Source organism: Actinokineospora auranticolor, from assembly GCF_002934265.1.
Lineage (GTDB): Bacteria > Actinomycetota > Actinomycetes > Mycobacteriales > Pseudonocardiaceae > Actinokineospora > Actinokineospora auranticolor.
Window position 1 is genome coordinate 1 of sequence record NZ_PTIX01000023.1, and the last position, 17,202, is coordinate 17,202.

The 17,202-nt window shown below is 72.9% G+C and carries 18 protein-coding genes; 4 read left to right on the forward strand and 14 right to left on the reverse strand.

From position 1 onward, the window contains the following. Nucleotides 1-27: 27 nt before the first annotated feature. Nucleotides 28-462, reverse strand: coding sequence for a hypothetical protein (locus CLV40_RS38435; protein ID WP_181043806.1), 435 nt, complete (start codon nt 460-462; stop codon nt 28-30). A gap of 156 nt (nt 463-618) precedes the next feature. Between CLV40_RS38435 and CLV40_RS29510 the strand changes: the two genes are divergently transcribed. From CLV40_RS29510 to CLV40_RS29525, 4 genes are all read left to right on the forward strand, one after another. Continuing rightward, nucleotides 619-1,605, forward strand: a complete 987-nt coding sequence (locus CLV40_RS29510) for an LLM class flavin-dependent oxidoreductase (protein ID WP_245931642.1) — start codon at nt 619-621, stop codon at nt 1,603-1,605. Next, nucleotides 1,602-2,876 (forward strand): LLM class flavin-dependent oxidoreductase, encoded by a 1,275-nt coding sequence (locus tag CLV40_RS29515; protein ID WP_181043807.1) that lies wholly within the window; start codon nt 1,602-1,604, stop codon nt 2,874-2,876. Before CLV40_RS29510 ends, CLV40_RS29515 begins: the two co-directional genes overlap by 4 nt. Nucleotides 2,877-3,175: 299 nt before the next feature. Then, on the forward strand, nt 3,176-4,525 hold the full coding sequence (locus CLV40_RS29520; protein WP_104482289.1) for an AAA family ATPase: 1,350 nt from the start codon (nt 3,176-3,178) through the stop codon (nt 4,523-4,525). Then, complete coding sequence (locus tag CLV40_RS29525; protein WP_219824143.1) at nt 4,522-5,259, forward strand: HNH endonuclease family protein; 738 nt, start codon at nt 4,522-4,524, stop codon at nt 5,257-5,259. The genes CLV40_RS29520 and CLV40_RS29525 overlap by 4 nt, the downstream gene beginning before the upstream one ends. Nucleotides 5,260-5,361: 102 nt before the next feature. On the opposite strand, the gene CLV40_RS29530 is transcribed toward CLV40_RS29525, so the two are convergent. From CLV40_RS29530 to mihF, 13 genes are all read right to left on the reverse strand, one after another. Continuing rightward, nucleotides 5,362-6,027: an O-methyltransferase gene (locus tag CLV40_RS29530; protein WP_245931643.1), complete on the reverse strand. Its 666-nt coding sequence runs from the start codon at nt 6,025-6,027 to the stop codon at nt 5,362-5,364. Nucleotides 6,028-6,061: 34 nt separating this feature from the next. Next, nucleotides 6,062-7,042, reverse strand: a complete 981-nt coding sequence (locus CLV40_RS29535) for an asparaginase (protein WP_245931644.1) — start codon at nt 7,040-7,042, stop codon at nt 6,062-6,064. 28 nt (nt 7,043-7,070) lie between these two features. Next, nucleotides 7,071-7,565 (reverse strand): flavoprotein, encoded by a 495-nt coding sequence (locus CLV40_RS29540; RefSeq protein WP_245931645.1) that lies wholly within the window; start codon nt 7,563-7,565, stop codon nt 7,071-7,073. A gap of 11 nt (nt 7,566-7,576) precedes the next feature. After that, entirely contained in the window at nt 7,577-9,004 is a 1,428-nt protein-coding gene (locus tag CLV40_RS29545) for an RsmB/NOP family class I SAM-dependent RNA methyltransferase (RefSeq protein ID WP_104482291.1), read from the reverse strand. After that, entirely contained in the window at nt 9,001-9,927 is a 927-nt protein-coding gene (gene fmt, locus CLV40_RS29550) for a methionyl-tRNA formyltransferase (protein WP_104482292.1), read from the reverse strand. Before fmt ends, CLV40_RS29545 begins: the two co-directional genes overlap by 4 nt. Further along, a complete protein-coding gene (gene def / locus CLV40_RS29555; RefSeq protein ID WP_104482293.1) occupies nt 9,927-10,472 on the reverse strand; it encodes a peptide deformylase in 546 nt (181 codons plus the stop codon). The genes fmt and def overlap by 1 nt, the downstream gene beginning before the upstream one ends. Before the next feature lie 398 nt (nt 10,473-10,870). Next, nucleotides 10,871-12,934, reverse strand: coding sequence for a primosomal protein N' (locus CLV40_RS29560; RefSeq protein WP_104482294.1), 2,064 nt, complete (start codon nt 12,932-12,934; stop codon nt 10,871-10,873). A gap of 21 nt (nt 12,935-12,955) precedes the next feature. Then, nucleotides 12,956-13,348: a DUF5313 family protein gene (locus tag CLV40_RS29565; RefSeq protein ID WP_245931646.1), complete on the reverse strand. Its 393-nt coding sequence runs from the start codon at nt 13,346-13,348 to the stop codon at nt 12,956-12,958. Between the two features lie 71 nt (nt 13,349-13,419). Then, nucleotides 13,420-14,622: a methionine adenosyltransferase gene (gene metK, locus CLV40_RS29570; protein WP_181043808.1), complete on the reverse strand. Its 1,203-nt coding sequence runs from the start codon at nt 14,620-14,622 to the stop codon at nt 13,420-13,422. A gap of 70 nt (nt 14,623-14,692) precedes the next feature. Next, nucleotides 14,693-15,925, reverse strand: a complete 1,233-nt coding sequence (gene coaBC / locus CLV40_RS29575) for a bifunctional phosphopantothenoylcysteine decarboxylase/phosphopantothenate--cysteine ligase CoaBC (RefSeq protein WP_181043809.1) — start codon at nt 15,923-15,925, stop codon at nt 14,693-14,695. Nucleotides 15,926-15,929: 4 nt separating this feature from the next. Further along, nucleotides 15,930-16,217, reverse strand: coding sequence for a DNA-directed RNA polymerase subunit omega (gene rpoZ / locus CLV40_RS29580; RefSeq protein ID WP_104482296.1), 288 nt, complete (start codon nt 16,215-16,217; stop codon nt 15,930-15,932). Continuing rightward, the gene (gene gmk, locus CLV40_RS29585; protein WP_104482297.1) at nt 16,214-16,849 is read right to left on the reverse strand and encodes a guanylate kinase; all 636 of its coding nucleotides are present in this window, start codon (nt 16,847-16,849) and stop codon (nt 16,214-16,216) included. The genes rpoZ and gmk overlap by 4 nt, the downstream gene beginning before the upstream one ends. Beyond that, nucleotides 16,846-17,163: an integration host factor, actinobacterial type gene (gene mihF / locus CLV40_RS29590; protein WP_104482298.1), complete on the reverse strand. Its 318-nt coding sequence runs from the start codon at nt 17,161-17,163 to the stop codon at nt 16,846-16,848. The genes gmk and mihF overlap by 4 nt, the downstream gene beginning before the upstream one ends. Nucleotides 17,164-17,202: the final 39 nt, after the last annotated feature.

Consider the following 17,202-nt stretch of genomic DNA (forward strand, 5'->3'; position numbering starts at 1 on the left):
AACGCCTGCCACTGCTCGTCAGTCAGCTCATGCCTGCGCACCACGACACAAGATCAAACCACGTCCGGCCCACCCGCTTTGAGGACGGGCCCTAGGGCGGAACGGGCCCGGCTGGGTGCGGGCGACGAGGTCGAGCATCTCGGGGACGTCGGCGGCGGTGAGCCGCAGCGCCTCGGGGTCGGGGGCGGGGGTGACGCCGTCGTCGACCATCTGGACGCCGTCGATCAGCTCGGCGGCGGGCCAGCCCGGGGGCGCCTGCGTCGCGCCGGGCACGACGATCCCGCTGCCCGGCGTCGCCATGGCCGCGAGGTCGGCCCACTCCCGGGCGGAACCGGTCGGCACGGCGTGGAACGGGGACACGTCGTCCGGGTAGCCCGCCGCGTCGCCGTACCGCCGCGCGATCGACTGGTGCGGACCGGTCAGCGCCGCCCAGGCCGGGTTGTCCAGGAGTTCCTCGCCCACGTGTGCCACCAATCCCCTCGGTTCACGGGCGAACGCGCCCGCGGGTGCAAGCAAACCCCGTTCGTCGATATTCCCTCCACATGGCACGTCCCACATCCTGGGTGGGCCTCGGGGGCCTGGTTAGTGTCGAAAGCAAGAGCGGCTCTGGGAGGCCTTGTGGCTCTGCATCTGGCTTTGGAAACCGACGGGGCGGGCGCGCACCCGGCAGCGTGGCGGTTCGGCGATCCCGCGAACCACCTGCGGCCCGCCGCGATCCGGGACGTGGTGCTGGCGGCGGAATCCGCCGGGTTCGCGCTGGCGACGTTCGCCGATTCACCGGTACCGCGGGCGGGTGCGGTGGGGCGGCTGGAGTCGGTCGGGCGCGCGGCGTTCGTGTCGACCCGCACCACGGCGATCGGGTTGGCGCCCGCGGTGCCGACGGCCACGGTCGAGCCGTTCCACCTCGCCGCGCAGATCGCGAGCCTGGACCACGCGACGCGCGGTCGGGCGGCGTGGGTGGTCACGGGGACGTCCCCGGCCGCGCTGGCGACCGTGGGGCTGGAGGAGGGGCCCGCTTCCGAAGTGGTCGCGGCGGTGCGCGCGTTGTGGGACTCGTGGGAGGACGACGCGGTCATCAAGGATGTCGCTTCTGGGCGCTACCTTGATGCCGACAAGGTGCACCACGTGGATTTCGAAGGGTCGTCGTTCACCGTCAAGGGGCCGCTGATCACGCCACGTCCGCCGCAGGGACAGCCGGTGGTGATCGCGGACGCGGGCCTGGCACTGGACGCGGACATCGCGTTGATCCCGGCGGACGAGGTCGGCCGCGCACGGCCCGATTCGCTGGTGTTCGCGGAATTGGAGGTCGTGCTCGACACCGACGTCCCGGCGGAGTCCCGGTTGGCGGCGTTGGACGCCGCGGCCGAGTGGGGGTCTTCGCGGACGCGGTACGTGGGGTCGGCCGTCGGGTTGGTGGAGTTGCTGGGTGAGCTGTCGTCGTCGGTCGACGGGGTTCTGCTGCACCCGGCGGCGCTGGCGGTCGACCTGCCGGTGCTGACCAGGCACGTGCTGCCCGCGCTCGACCTGGCGCCGCGTCGGCCGACGCTGCGCGAAACCCTGGGGCTGCCCAAGCCCGTCAACCGATTCGCGAGGGCCGGGCTGTGAGCGACGCGCAACTGCACCTCGGGCTGTTCTACACCGGGGTCGGCGGGCAGTACCTGTGGCAGGAAGCGGGCGACTTCGACCACACCACGATCGACGCCTACCTGTCCGTGGCCAAGACCTTGGAGCGCGGCCTGTTCGACGCGTTCTTCCTCGGCGAGGGCCTGCGGGTGCGGGAGAACCGCGGCCGGATCCTCGAAACCGACGTCGCGGGACGCCCGGACGCCATCACCCAGCTCGCGGCGCTGGCGGGGGCGACCGAGCACATCGGGTTGGTGGCGACGCAGAACGCCACGTACAACTTCCCGGCCGACCTCGCCCGCCGACTGGCCACTTTGGACGTGCTATCCGGCGGCCGAGCCGGGTGGAACGTGGTGACGACCGACAACGCCTGGACGGGCGCGAACTTCCGCCGCGGCGGGTGGCTGCCGCACGAGCGCCGGTACGAGCGGGCGGAGCAGTTCGTGTCCGCCGCCAAGGAGATCTGGGCGGCGGAGCGGACGGTCGAGCGGCACACGGACCTCGTCGAGTTGAGCGTCACGCCGACCGTGCCGCGGACCAGACCGGTGGTGTTGCAGGCAGGCGACTCCCCCGGCGGCCGAGACCTGGCGGCCCGGCACGCGGACGCGGTGTTCTCCGGCAACACCGAATACCCGAAAGCGCTTGCGTACGCGACGGACCTGCGATCCCGCCTGGCCGGGTACGGCCGCTCCCCAGACTCCCTGCGCATCCTGCCGGGCGCCTCGGTGGTGCTCGGCGCGACGGACGCCGAGGCCCAAGAACGCGCCGAGTGGCTGCGGCGGGAGTTGCTGACGCCGCGGCGGGCGATCGGGTTCCTGGAGCAGTACTGGGACAAGGACCTGTCGGCGTACGACCCGGACGGGCCGCTACCGGACGTCGAACCGTCGTCAGCGGAACTCGACCCGTCCCGAGGCACCCTGACCATCTCCGACCGCACGGGAAAGCTGGACCGCATCCGCCAGTGGCGCGAACTGGCAGCGGAGAAGAACCTGTCGATCCGCGAACTGGTCCTCCAGGTCCAACCCACCCGCCACGACTTCATCGGCACCCCCTCCCGCATCGCCGACGAGTGGGCCCACTACGTCCGAACCCGCGCCGTGGACGGCTTCATCCTGGGCGCGGACCGCCTGCCGACCGGGGTGGAGGAGATCGTCGACCGGCTGATCCCGGAACTCCAGGAACGCGGGGTCTACCGGACCTCGTACACGGGCTCGACCCTCCGCGAACACCTCGACCTGCCCACGGTCGACTGACACCCACACCCGGCCCGCGCGGTCTGCGGCCCAGGCTTCCCAACCCCCTGCGCCCGCGAGGGATCCCCCGCGATGGGGAACCCCTGTCTTCGATTCTCCCGGGGTTGGCAAAGCGGCGGAAGCGTTGACACCGGCCTGTGGACAACTTCGGCGCATGTGCATGGGTGGTTGTCCACAGGCTTGATCGTCTTCGCCGCGACTTGTCGGTGACCGCCAGTAAAGTGGATACCGGGGGCCGGAGGCGTGCCCCAGGTTTATCCGGGCCGGACATCCGGGCCGGTGGGCGATAGTGTCGGGGCATGTACGTGTCGCGCGTCCGGCTGGTCAACGTGCGGGGGTTCCACGGCGGGCGCGCGGTCGAGCTCGACCTGCGGCGGCCCGACAGCACCTATGCCGGGTGGACGGTCCTCGCGGGCCGCAACGGTTCGGGGAAGACGTCGTTGTTGCGCGGGATCGCGCTGGCCATCGGGGGGCCCGCGGCGGCGCGGACGTTGGTCGCCGACTTCGACAACTGGATCTCGGTGGGGCAGCAGGGGGCCACGGCGGCCGTGCAGCTGACCTTCGACCTCAACTTCGAGCGCTTCAAGAAGGGCCGCCCGCCGGAGCGGCCCTTCTGGGCGGGTCTGCGTTGGGCGGCCCCCGACGCCGAGGACACGGCGCACGCGCGGCGGCCGGTGCAGCCTTCGCTCGAGGAGCACAGTGAGGACGGGCGGGCCAAGACCGCGCCCCGCAACGGGCCGTGGCACGACAACCCGTCCGGGTGGTTCTGCGCCGCGTACGGGCCCTTCCGCCGGTTGATCGGCGGCACCGGTGACGTGCAGCGGTTGATGCTCGGCGCGGGCAGCGTCGCGCGGATGGCGAGCCTGTTCCACGAGGACGCCTCCCTCGCCGAGGGCGTCGCGTGGCTCATCGAGCAGCACCTGCGGGCCCTGGAGCGCCGCGAGGGCGCGCGCTACCTCAAGGAGACCGCGCTCAAGATCCTCGGCGACGGGCTGCTGCCCGACGACTACCGCATCAACGAGGTCGACTCCGAGGGCCTGTGGGTCTCCTCCGACGGCGGCCACCGGTTCCCGCTGCGGGAGATGAGCGACGGCTACCGCACGGTCGTCGCCCTGGTGGTCGACCTGCTCAAGCAGCTCTACGAGAGCTACGGCGACCTGCACCTCGACGGCACCGTCGTCGGCGTCCCCGGGGTCGTCATCATCGACGAGATCGACGCGCACCTGCACGTCTCGTGGCAGAAGCGGATCGGGGAGTGGCTCAAGCAGCACTTCCCCCAGATCCAGTTCATCGTGACCACGCACAGCCCGTACATCTGCCAGTCCGCCGACCCCGCCGGCCTGATCCGCCTCCCCGGCCCCGACGAGGACACCAGCCCGCAGACCGTCGACGGCGACCTGTGGGAGCGCATCGTCTACGGCACCGGCGACGACGCGGTGCTGTCGGACCTGTTCGGCCTCGACACCGCCTACTCGCACCGCGCCATCCGGTTGCGCCACCGCCTGGTCGAGTTGGAGATCAAGGTCCTGGACGGCACCGCGGACGAGCGGGAACGCGCCGACTACCACGAGCTGAAGCAGACCCTCACCAGCTCGCCGTCCGCCCGGGTCACCGAGGTGGCCGCCCGGCTGATCGCCGACGAGCGGTGATCAAGCTCGTCCGCCCGCCGCTCACCCCCGACCTGGTGGACTCGCTGCAACGCGCCACCGACGGCATCCGCGCGGCGCGGCGCAAGGAGCAGGTCGCGAAGGCCCGCGCCCTCTGGCGCTCCCGACCGGCGGTCCGCCAGGCCGTCGGCGCCACGCTGCGCGGGTTCGCCCCCGGTCGCGAGCGCTGCATGTACTGCGGCGACAACCAGGGCACCGACATCGACCACTTCTCCCCCGTGGCCCTGACCCCGCTGCTGACCTTCGCCTGGCGCAACCACCTGCTGGCCTGCTCGGCCTGCAACAGCCACCACAAGCGTGACCGCTTCCCCCTCGACGACCGCGGCAAGCCGCTGCTGCTGGACCCCACCGTCGACGACCCCTTCGACCACCTGGCCCTGTCCCTCACCCTGGGCCGCTACCACCCGCTGACCGACCGCGGCGCGGGCACGATCGACATCTGCGGCCTCAACCGCGACATCCTGACCAGGGGACGGCAGAACGCCAGGTCGACCCTGGTGTTCCTGTTCGAGCGCTGGGCCGTCGCGCACCGGACCGACGACCGCGCCACCGCGGACCGGGTCATCGACACCGTGCGGGAACAGCCCTTCGCCGACGTCGTCCAGGCGATGCTCCGCTACAGCACCCGCCCCGGTGCGGCGGACGTCTTCTCGGAGCAGCCGGAGGTCCTCGACGTCTTGCGGCACCCGGACCTCCGGGCCCGGCTCGCTCTCTAGCCCCCACCGCACGGCAGGCACGTGCGCGGCGAGCCCTCGGCGAGACGAGTTGAGCCGCCGGAGCCGGGGCCTCGGCGGCCTGGCCGCAACGGTGCTTCCGCGCTAGTGCTTGCGGACCAGCGTCACGCCGTCGCGCAGCGGCAGCAGCACGGCGGAGACGCGGTCGTCGGCCACGATCATGTCGTTGACCGCCCGGATGGCGAGCGTCTGCTCGTCCTGGGCCGCCGGGTCGATGATCCGGCCCTCTTGCAGCATGTTGTCCAGCACGATCAGGCCGCCGGGGCGCAGTCGCACCAGGATTTCCTCGTAGTAGTCGGCGTAGCCGGTCTTGTCCGCGTCGATGAACGCGAAGTCGATGACCGGGTCCAGGGGCAGGGACCGCAGGGTCTCCACCGCCGGTGCCAGGCGCAGGTCGATCCGGTCGGTCACGCCCGCGCGGGCCCAGTACTTGCGGGCCACCGCCGTCCACTCCTCGCTGACGTCGCAGGCCAGCAGCGTGCCGCCCTCGGCCAGGCCGCGCGCGATGCAGATCGACGAGTAGCCGGTGAACACGCCGATCTCGACCGCGAACCGGGCGCCGGTGAGCCGGGCCAGCATCGTCAGGAACTCGCCCTGTTCGTGGGAGATCTGCATGGAGATCACGTCGCCGTGGTCGGCGGCGGTCTCCGCGGCCAAGTCGCGGAGGAGGTCGTCGCCGGGGCTCGAGTGGGCGAGCACGTAGTCGTTGATGGCCGGGTCGACTATGTCGATGCGGTGGTCCATGTCCATGCCGCACATCCAACCGTCAAGAGCGGTCGCCGGACTACCGGTAGTGCTCGAACGCGGCGACGATCCGCTCGCGTTCGGCGCCGTCGGCGAGCAACAAGAGCAACAGGACCCTTGCCTTGGCCGGGTCCAGGAAGCCCGCGTGCACGAGACCGCGGTCGAGCAGGTCGCGCTCGGAGCCCGGGTAGCCGTAGGTCTGCCGCAGCACCGACCCGGACCCGGTCCGCGAGGACAGCACCACCGGCACGTGCGCGGCGAACTCCGCGACCGCGGGCACCATCGCGGCGGGCACGTGGCCCGCACCCAGCCCGGCGATCACGATCCCGTCGCACACCCCGCCCGCGTGCCGCAGCAGTTCGCCGTCGTCCCCGAGCGCCACGGTGATCAGCCCGACCCGGAGGTTCTCGACGGCGGGCGACGCGGGCAGCGTCAACGGCACCCGCGGCACACCGCGCAGCCGGGGCTCCCCCTCGACCAGCAGACCCATCGGCCCGAAGCCGGGCGAGCCGAACGCGGCCGTGCTGCTGGTGTGGCCCTTGCGGACGAACCGGGCGCCGTGCACCTCGTCCGACATCACGACCAGCGCCCCCAGCCCGCGCGCGGCGGGCGCGGCGGCGACCCGGATGGCCGCGTACAGGTTGGCCGGGCCGTCGGCGCCCGCCGAGGTGGGGGCGCGCATGGCGCCGGTGACCACCACCGGCACCTCGGTGTCGACGGTGAGGTCGAGGAAGAGCGCGGTCTCCTCGATCGTGTCGGTGCCGTGGGTGACGACGACCCCGGCGGCGCCCGCGTCGATCTCGGCGCGCACCGCCCCGGCCAGCGCGACCAGGTCGCCGAAGCCGATCGAGGGGCTGGGCAGCGACCGCAGCCCGCAGGTGGTGATCTCCAGGTCGAGCTCGGCCAGGCCGGGCACGGCCGCGATGAGCTCGGCGGCGTCGAAGGCGGGCACCACACCGCCCGCCGCGCTCGGCGCCATGGCGATCGTGCCGCCCATGCCGATGACCGCGATCCTGGTCACACGTCCCTCCGCAACTCCCGGCCGCGGGTCAGGCGCGGGCGGGCTTGTCGAGCAGGTCCAGCAGGGGTTCCCACGGCGCCGACGGGTCCGCGTCGGCGATCCGGCAACCCGCGCCGCGCAGAGTGTCCAGGTGCGCGGTGAACATCGGGTGCGCCCGCTGCGCGTCACTCGCCTGCGGCCGGATCACGACCGGGACGCCGGGGAGGCCCACGGCCTCGCCCAGCGCGGTCAGTGCCTGGTTGTCCGCGATGCCCAGGGCCAGTTTGGCCAGCGAGTTCGTCGTGGCGGGGACGAACAAGAACGCGTCCGGCACCGGGTACGGCTTGGGTTCGCCCGGTAACCGGGGCTCGCTGCGCACCGGGAGGTCCGTCAGCGCCTGCAACCGCTCGGTCTCCCCGACCGCCGCCATCCAGCGCCCGGCGGTCGGGGTGAACGTGATCGCGAGCCGCCAGCCGCGCGCGGCCGCCGGTTCGGCGAGTTCGGCGCGCAGCCGCCGGTCCACACCCGCCGCCGCGGCGGACACCAGGCCGAGGATCACCGGCGGAGCAGGGCGCAGAACATCGCGTCCGTGCCGTGGCGGTGCGGCCAGAGCTGCACGTACGGGCCGTCGCCGAGGTCGGGCATCTCAGGGAAGGACTCGCGGGCGTCGAGGATGGTCGCGCCGGTCTTGCGGACCACCGTGGACACGACGCCCTCGGTCTCCGACAGGTGCGGCGAGCAGACCACGTACGCCACCACACCGCCGGGCCGCACCAGGTCGAGGGCGCTGGTCAGCAGCTCGGCCTGCAGGCGGGTGAGGTCGCCGACGTCCTCGGGCTGCCGCCGCCAGCGGGCCTCCGGCCTGCGCCGCAGCGCGCCCAGACCGGTGCACGGCGCGTCGACGAGTACCCGGTCGAAGGTGCCTTCGAGGCCGGGTTCGCGGCCGTCGGCGACGTGCACGGTGACCGGCAGGCCCTCGGTGATCCGCTCGATGAGCTTGCCCCGGTGCGGGGCCTTCTCGACCGCGTCCAGGGTGCCGCCGTTGATGGCGACCAGCGCGGCGAGCATGGCGGCCTTGCCGCCGGGGCCCGCGCACAGGTCGAGCCACCGGGTGTCGGCACCGTCGACCGACGGGCGGGTGAGGGCTAGCGCGCACAGCTGGCTGCCCTCGTCCTGCACGCCCGCCAACCGCTCGCGGACGGGTTCGAGGTCGCCCGGGTCGCCCGCGCCCGACTCGAGCCGCACGCCGTAGGGCGAGTACGGGGCCGGGTCGCCGCCGGTCATCGCGGCGAGCTCGTCCGCGCTGACCTCGCCGGGGCGGGCGACCAGGTGCACGGCGGGCCGTTCATCGTCGGCGCGCAGCGCGGCGGCCAGCTCGTCGCCGGTGGTGCCGAGCGCGTCGGCGAAGGCGCGGGCGATCCAGCGCGGGTGCGCGGTGCTCGCGGCGAGGTGGCCCAGCCGGTCCTCGGCCGGGTCCGGCGCGATGCGCGCGATCCAGCCGGGCTCGTCGAGTTCGCTGACCCGGCGCAGCACGGCGTTGGCGAAGCCGGTGACGCGCGGCCCGAGGTCGTGCCGCACCAGGTCCACAGTGGACGCGACGGCGGCGTGCGCGGGGACGCGCGTGCGCAGCAACTGGTACGCGCCCAGCCGCAGCGCGTCGAGCAGCACCGGCTCCACCTTGGACAGCGGGCGGTCGACGCACTCGGCGAGGATCTCGTCGATGAGGCCGAGGGCGCGGGCGGTGCCGTAGGCCAGTTCGGTGGCCAGCGCGGCGTCGCGGCCGGTGACCCGGCGCTCGCGCAGCAGCTTGGGCAGCACGAGGTTGGCGTACGCGTCGTCCGCGCGCACGGCCCGGAGGGTGTCGAGCGCGGCGCGGCGGGCCGGGTCGTCGATCGGCGGTCGGTCCGGGGTGTCCGGCCTGCGCGGCGGGTGCGCGCGGCGCGGGCGGGACGGGCGCTGGGGGCGGCGTCCTGGCTGGTTCATCCCAGTCGCTCCCCGGCCTCGAGGCGGGTGCCGCGGGCCCAATCGCTGGCTTGCATGCGTTTCTTTCCCTGTGCCTGGACCTCGCCGAGCCGCACCGGGAAGGTGGCGGTGCCGACGAGGACGCGCTTGCGCTCCACCAGCACCTCGCCCGGGGCGAGGGTGGTGTCGGACTCGGCGCGGGTGACCGGGCCGAGCTTGAACCGTTCACCGCGGAAGAGCGCCCACGCACCCGGGTCCGGGGTGACGGCGCGGATCCGGCGGTCCACGGCGAGCCCCGGTTGCCCGAAGTCCACTTTGGCGTCTTCCACGGCGATCTTGCCCGCGTAGCTGACGCCGTCCGCGGGTTGGTCGACGGCGGTGAGCGCGCCGTCCTGGATGCCATCCACAGTAGACAGCAGGAGACCGGCGCCCGCCTCCGCCAAGCGGTGGAGAAGTGTGCCCGCGGTGTCATCCGGACGGACGGGTTCGGTGAGCACGCCGAAGACCGGGCCCGCGTCCAGCTCGCGGACGATGCGGAAGGTGCTGGCGCCGGTGATCTCGTCGCCGTGCCAGAGCGCGGCCTGCACGGGGGCGGCGCCGCGCCAGGCGGGCAGCACGGAGAAGTGCAGGTTGACCCAGCCGTGCGGCGGGATCTCCAGCGCGGACTTGCGCAGCAGCGCGCCGTAGGCGACGACCGGGCAGCAGTCCGGCGCGATCTCGCGCAACCGGTCGAGGAACGCGGGGTCGGAGGGCTTCTCCGGGGTCAGCACCTCGATGCCGTGCTCGTCGGCCAGCGCGCCGACCGGTGAGCGGGTGACGTGCTGACCGCGGCCCGCGGGCGCGTCCGGTCGGGTGACGACGGCCGCGACCTCGTGCCGGGAGGCGATCAACGCCCGCAGCGACGGCAGCGCGACCTCCGGGGTGCCCGCGAACACCAACCGCATCAGCGGCTCCCGAACAGCGGGTGCGGGCTCTGCTTGAGGACGGGCACGCCGCCGTCGAACCACTCGGACTGGCGGATCTCGCGCATCGCCTGCTTGCGGGTGTCGTCGTCGAGCCGGTCGAGGAACAGGACGCCGTCGAGGTGGTCGGTCTCGTGCTGCAGGCAGCGCGCCAGCAGGTCGGACCCCTCGATCTCGACGGGCTCGCCGTGCTCGTTGAACCCGCGCGCGACGACGTTGCGGTGCCTGCGGCAGTCCCAGTAGAAGCCGGGGATCGACAGGCAGCCCTCCTGGCCGTCCTGGACCTCGTCGTCGACCGCGGTCCACACCGGGTTGACCAGGTGCCCCTCGACCCCGTCGCAGGCGTAGGTGAACACCCGCAACCCCACCCCCAACTGCGGCGCGGCCAGCCCGGCACCCCCCTGGTCGCGCATGGTGTCCCACAGGTCGCGGACCAGGTTCCGCAGCTCCTTGTCGAAGTCGACCACCGGCGCGGCGGGCGTGCGCAGCACTGGGTCGCCGAAGAGCCGGATCGGCTGGACGGTCACGGGTCTCCCATCAAGGGTCAAGGGTCGCGGTCGGTCCAGTCTATGCACCCGCGCCCGACCCCGACGCGCCCCGGCGGCCCTGGACCGGGATCGAGCCCGGCCGACGCTCGCTCGCGACGCGTTTCGACACGCGCGCCCGCACCTCGGGCCCGCGCCCGGAACCGGCAAGATCAAAACGGGTGGCGCGCGCCTCCGGCCCCCGATGACCATGCTACCGGCGGGTGCCGACGGTCCGGGCCGATGATGATCAAGCCTGTGCACAGCTCCTGCCCTATCGGGTGGAGCCTGGCCGAGCGGTCGAGTTGTCCACAGGCCACTCGGTTGATCTTCCGGTTTCGTCGCCCCCGCCCGGTAGCGTGGATACCGGGGGCCGGAAGCATGCGTTGATCAACATGCGCCTAGATGAGTTCGAGCGGATCCAGCTGGACGCGTAGCGGGTCTTGGTCTTTCCGGGCGGTTCGCACGCCTTGCGCCTTGGCCAGCACCGCCGCGAGGTCGCGGCCGTGGGCGCGGTCCACGCGGACCAGGGCGCGTTCGCGGGTGCTGTCGGCGTCCGGGGGTCCGAGGGGGACGGGGCCCAGGATCTCGCCGGTCGGGGGGAGCGGGAGGTCGGCGAGCATCCGGTCGACGGCCGCCGGGGTGCCGTCGATGGCGGCCATGCGGACGGCCGGGGGGAAGCCGAGTTCGGTGCGGCCCGCCAACTCCACGCCCGCGTGCCAGACCGGGTCCCAGCGGACCAGGGCCTGGACGGGGGTGACGGTCGAATCCGCGAGCACCACGACCCGGCCGCCGTCGGTCGCCGGTCGCACCAGGGCGGCGGCGGTCATCCAGCGGCGCAGGGCCTCCTCGGTGGCCCGCAGGTCCGCGCGGCCGAGCAGGGCCCAGCCGTCGAGCAGGAGAGCGGTGCCGTAGCCGCCCTCGGCGACGGGTTCGGCGCCCGGGGTCGCGACGACGAGCGCGGGCCGCGCGTCCACTGTGGAGAGCACCTCGGCGGCCCCCGAGGTGCGCACGGGGAAACCGGTGAACGCGCGGCCCAGCTCCTCCGCCGTCCGCTTCGCTCCCACCACCACCGCGCGCAGGCGGCGGGAACCGCAGTTCTGGCAACGGAAGTTGGCCTCGGCGGCCGCGCACCAGCGGCACGCGGGTGTGCGCGCGACCTCCGAACCCGCCGGGATGCCGAGTGGGCCCGCGCAGCGGCGGCACCGGGCCGGTGTGCGGCAGTCTTGACAGGTCAACCCGGGCACGTAACCCCGTCGGGGCACCTGCACCAGCACCGGGTGGCCCGCCGCGAGCGCGGTGCGGGCCGCCTCGAACGCCACGGACGGGATGCGGGCCGTGCGAGCGGCGGGGTCACGCGCGAGTTGGGAGTCGTGTTCGCCGATCGCCGTCACGCGCGGCGCGGCGGCGCGGACGTCGTTGCGGGAAGCCACGATCTCCGGGGCCCATCCGGCGTCCACGAGCAACTGCGCCTCGGCGGTCCGCGCGAACCCGGCGACCACCAGCGCGGCCCCGGTGAGCGTCGCCCGCTGGAGCAGGACATCCCGCACGTGCGGGTAGGGCGAACGCGGGTCGGAGTGCTGGTCGTCCCCGTCGTCCCACACCACCAGAACGCCCGGATCCGCCACCGGCGCGTACGCGGTCGCCCGGGTACCCACGACTATCCGCGCCACACCACGCCGCACCGCCAACCAACGTCGATAACGCTTGGCGGGCCCCAAATCAGCCGACAGCGCAACCACGGCCTCTTCGCCCGCCAACGCCACACAGGCCGCGTGCACACGGGCGACATCCCGGTGATCCGGCACCACTACGACCGCACCACGCCCCGACGACGCCGCAGTGGCCGCGACCTCCGCCAACCGCGCGGGCCAGTCCTCACCCGGTAGGGCCTGCCAGACCGCGTGGGCCTGTCGTCCGGCTCTTACCGCTTCGAGAAAAGCGGCTCCACGCGGGTATCGCGACCAACCGGCCGGATCAGGCGCCATAGGGGGCGCGGCGGGATCGGGTGGCTCCTCGGCCTCCACACGCGCGTGACGCGGCGGGATGGCCAACCGCAAGACGTCGATCATCGTGCCCGCGTACCGGTCGGCCACCGCCCGGCACAGCGTGGCGACCTCGGGCGCCAGCACCGGCTCGGGCGAAACCACCCGGTCGAGGAACGCCAACGTGCCCTGGTGGTCGGTCTCGTCGCCGCGCGCCACCAGGTAGGCGTCCACGAGCTGCCCGGCGAACCGCACCCGAACCCGGCACCCGGGCACCGCGTCGGCGTCCATCGAAGCGGGCACGAGGTAGTCGTAGGTCCGGTCGAGGTGCGCCAACGGCACGTCGACGTACACCCGCGCGATCGGCTGGTCCTCCGCCTGCGCGGGCCGCCCCTTCGCGGGTTTGGTCGCCTTCGGCGGCGGGACGGGCTTCACCGGGACCTCGACGGCGAAGAGCGCGTCTGGGTCGGGCTCGGCCATGGTGGCTGGTCTACCAGACCCCTAGTCCGGCCGGTCCGAGTGGTAGGCGGCGTACATGGCCACGATCTCCGCCCGGTCGCCGGACTCGGCCTCCTCGCGGATGCGGCGGTTGAGGCCCACGGGGTACCCGTGCCGGACGAGCCTGCGCTCGCAGGCGTCCTCCATGAACGACAGCGAGAAGTACAGCCCGGTCACGTACCCGGCGGCGACCATCGACAGCCGCAGCGACAGCGGGCCGGGCACGAGCAGCACCAGCCACACCGGCAGCAACAACACCATCACCCGGGCGAAATGCCGAACCACCCAGGTGGTGGCGGACAGGTCCCACAAGACCCACGGTCGGTAGGCGTCCGGGAGCGTGCCGCCGACCGCGTACCAGAGCCACCGCACCGCACCGGGTCGTTTCGGGCGCACCCCGGTGATGGTAGGCGCCATGACGCACCTCGTCCCCGGCCGGGTACCCGGTCGGGGACGAGGTCGACGCATCAGGCGTTGACGGCCTTCTTCAGCGCGTCGACGCGGTCCGTGCGCTCCCACGGCAGGTCCAGCTCCGGACGGCCGAAGTGGCCGTACGCGGCGGTCTGGGCGTAGATGGGGCGCAGCAGGTCGAGATCGCGGATGATCGCGGCGGGCCGCAGGTCGAACACCTCGCGCACCGCGGCCTGGATCTTGGCCGGGTCCAGCTTCTCGGTGCCGAAGGTCTCCACGAACAGCCCGACCGGCGCGGCCTTGCCGATCGCGTACGCGACCTGCACCTCGATCCGGTCGGCCAAGCCCGCGGCGACCGCGTTCTTGGCCACCCAGCGCATCGCGTACGCCGCCGAGCGGTCCACCTTCGACGGGTCCTTGCCGGAGAACGCGCCGCCGCCGTGGCGGGCCATGCCGCCGTAGGTGTCGACGATGATCTTGCGGCCGGTCAGGCCCGCGTCCCCCATCGGGCCGCCGATGACGAACCGGCCGGTGGGGTTGACCAGCAGCCGCACGTTCTCGGTGTCGAGTTCGAGGTTGGCCAGCTCGGGCAGCACGACCTGCTCGCGCACGTCCACGCCGAGCAGCTTCTCCAGGTCGACGCCCTCGGCGTGCTGGCTGGAGACGACGACGGTGTCCAGTCGGACCGCGCGGTCGCGGTCGTACTCGATGGTGACCTGGGTCTTGCCGTCCGGGCGCAGGTAGGGCAGCACGCCGTCCTTGCGGACCTTGGTCAGCCGCCGGGACAGCCGGTGCGCCAGCGCGATCGGCAGCGGCATCAGCTCCGGGGTGTCGGTGCAGGCGTAGCCGAACATCAGCCCCTGGTCGCCCGCGCCCTGCCGGTCGATCTCGTCGGAGGCGTTCTCCACCCGGGTCTCGTGCGCGGTGTCCACACCCTGCGCGATGTCCGGGGACTGCGCGCCGATGGCCACGTTGACGCCGCAGGAGTTGCCGTCGAAGCCCTTGGCCGACGAGTCGTAGCCGATCTTGAGGATGACGTCCCGCACGATGCTGGGGATGTCGGCGTACGCCTCGGTGGTCACCTCGCCCGCCACGTGCACCTGGCCGGTCGTCACCAGCGTCTCCACCGCGACCCGGGACCGGGGGTCCTTGGACAGCAGCGCGTCGAGCACGGAGTCGCTGATCGCGTCGCAGATCTTGTCCGGGTGCCCCTCCGTGACCGACTCCGAGGTGAACAACCTGCGGCCCGTCTCACTCACGACAAAACCCCCACCACATCTTTGTCCGGCAGTGTCCGCGCAACTCTACTGAGTCCGGGTTACGGACGGCTCAACGATCACGAAGAGACATGGCCGAGTCCCAGACTTCGGTCGCCATGGCCGACTTCGAGCCCAACGCGATGGGCTGTTCGGTCCCGTCCGCGGCCAGCACCCAGCCCGCGTTGTCCTCGGTCTCGAACGCCTTGCCCTCCCCGACGGCGTTGACCACCAGCAGGTCGCACCCCTTGCGGGCGAGCTTGGCCCGGGCGTGGTCGAGCACGTCGGCGCCGGAGTCGCCGGTCTCGGCGGCGAACCCCACGATGGTCTGCGTGGACCCCGGCACGCCCCGGCGCGCCTCGACCAGTTCGGCGAGCACGTCGGGGTTGCGGGTGAGGCCGATCGGGTCCGGGTCCCGGTCGGTCTTCTTGATCTTGAACTCGGCCCGGGTGACAGGCCGGAAGTCGGCCACCGCGGCGGCCATGACCACCACGTCCGCGTCGGCGGCGGCCTTGTGCACGGCGTCGCGCAGCTCGGCGGTGGTGCCGACCTTGACCACGTCGACGGCGGCCGGGTCGGGCAGCGCGAGGGTGTGCGCCGAGACCAAGGTCACGCGGGCGCCGCGCTGGGCGGCGGTGCGTGCCAGCGCGTAGCCCTGCTTGCCCGACGAGCGGTTGCCCAGGTAGCGGACCGGGTCGAGGGGCTCGCGGGTGCCGCCCGCGGACACCACGACGCGCAGGCCCTCCATGTCCCGGGGCAGCGCGTCCGCGCGGTGCAGCAGCAGCTTGGCCAGGTCGACGATCTCGGCCGGGTCGGCGAGCCTGCCCTTGCCGGTGTCGGCGCCGGTGAGCCTGCCGCTGGCGGGCTCGGTCACCACGGTGCCCCGGCCGCGCAACGCGGCCACGTTCGCCCGGGTGGCGGGGTGCTCCCACATCTCGGTGTGCATCGCCGGGACCATCAGCACCGGGCAGCGCGCGGTGAGCAGCGTGCCGGTCAGCAGGTCGTCGGCGAGGCCGTGGGCGGCGCGGGCCAGCAGGTCGGCGGTGGCCGGGACGACGACCACCAGGTCGGCTTCCTGGCCGAGCCGGACGTGCGGGACCTCCGGCACGTCGGAGAACACGCCGGTGTGCACCTTGTTGCCCGAGAGCGCCTCGAACGTGGCGGCGCCGACGAACCGCAGCGCGGCCTCGGTCGGCACCACCCGCACGTCGTGCCCGGACTCGGTGAGCCCGCGCAGCACCTCACAGGCCTTGTAGGCGGCGATCCCGCCGCCCACCCCCAGCACGACCCGGGGCCGCGGGGTCATGCGGTCACTCGCCCTCGGTGTGCTCGAGCAGACCGGAGTGGATCTCGCGCAGCGCGATCGACAGCGGCTTCTCCCGGGGACCGGGCTCCACCAGCGGGCCGACGTACTCCAGCAGGCCCTCGCCGAGCTGCGCGTAGTAGTCGTTGATCTGACGGGCGCGCTTGGCCGCGTAGATGACCAGCGCGTACTTCGACGAGACCTTGTCGAGCAGGTCGTCGATCGGCGGGTTGGTGATGCCTTCGAGAACCGTGGTCGGCTCGCCCAGGGCGCCCAGCTCGGTGGGGGTGATCACTCGCGATACTCCTGGTTCGTGGTGTCCCGGGTCGAGGTGCCGGGAAGTACCCAGGTTAGCAACTCCTCGGCGGCGGTCCGCACATCGGCGTTCACCACGACCGCGTCGAACTCGGCCTCGGCGGCCAGCTCGTCCTTGGCCACGGCCAACCTGCGGGCCACCACGTCCTCGTCCTCGGTGCCGCGACCGGTCAGCCGGGAGACCAAGGTCTCCCAGGTCGGCGGCACCAGCATGACCAGGAAGGCCTCGGGCATGGCCCGGCGCACCTGGCGGGCCCCCTGCAGCTCGATCTCCAGCACCGCGGGCCTGCCCTCGGCGAGGGCGACCTCGACGGGGCCGCGCGGGGTGCCGTAGTGGTTGCCCGCGTACTCCGCGTGCTCCAGCAGCTCGCCCGCCTCGACCATGCGCTCGAACTCGGCGTGGTCGACGAAGTGGTAGTGCATGCCGTCGACCTCGCCCGGCCGCGGTGGCCGGGTGGTCGCCGACACGCTGAAGTAGACGTCCGGGTGCAGCAGGCGCAGTTCGGCGACCACGCTCGACTTGCCGACCCCGGACGGGCCGGAAACGACCGTGAGCCGGGACCGGACGACCACGTCCGACCCCGGCCCCCGGCCATGAGACCGCTCGGTCACTCGACGCTGAACTCGGCGATCAGCGCCTTGCGCTGGCGCTCGCCGAGGCCGCGCAGGCGCCTGCTCGGCGCGATCTCCAGGCGCTCGATGATCTGCTGGGCACGCACTTTGCCGACGCCCGGCAGGGCCTCCAGCAGCGCGGTGACCTTCATCTTGCCCAGGACCTCGTCGTTGTCAGACAGGGTCAGCACGTCCTTGAGGGTGGTGCCGCCACGCTTCAGACGCTCCTTGAGCTCGGCTCGGGCGCGACGGGCGGCAGCCGCCTTCTCCAGCGCTGCGGCCCGCTGCTCCTCGGTCAGCTGGGGAAGGGCCACGATTTCCTCCGTGGGGTGGGATTTCTTCCGGATCGGTGC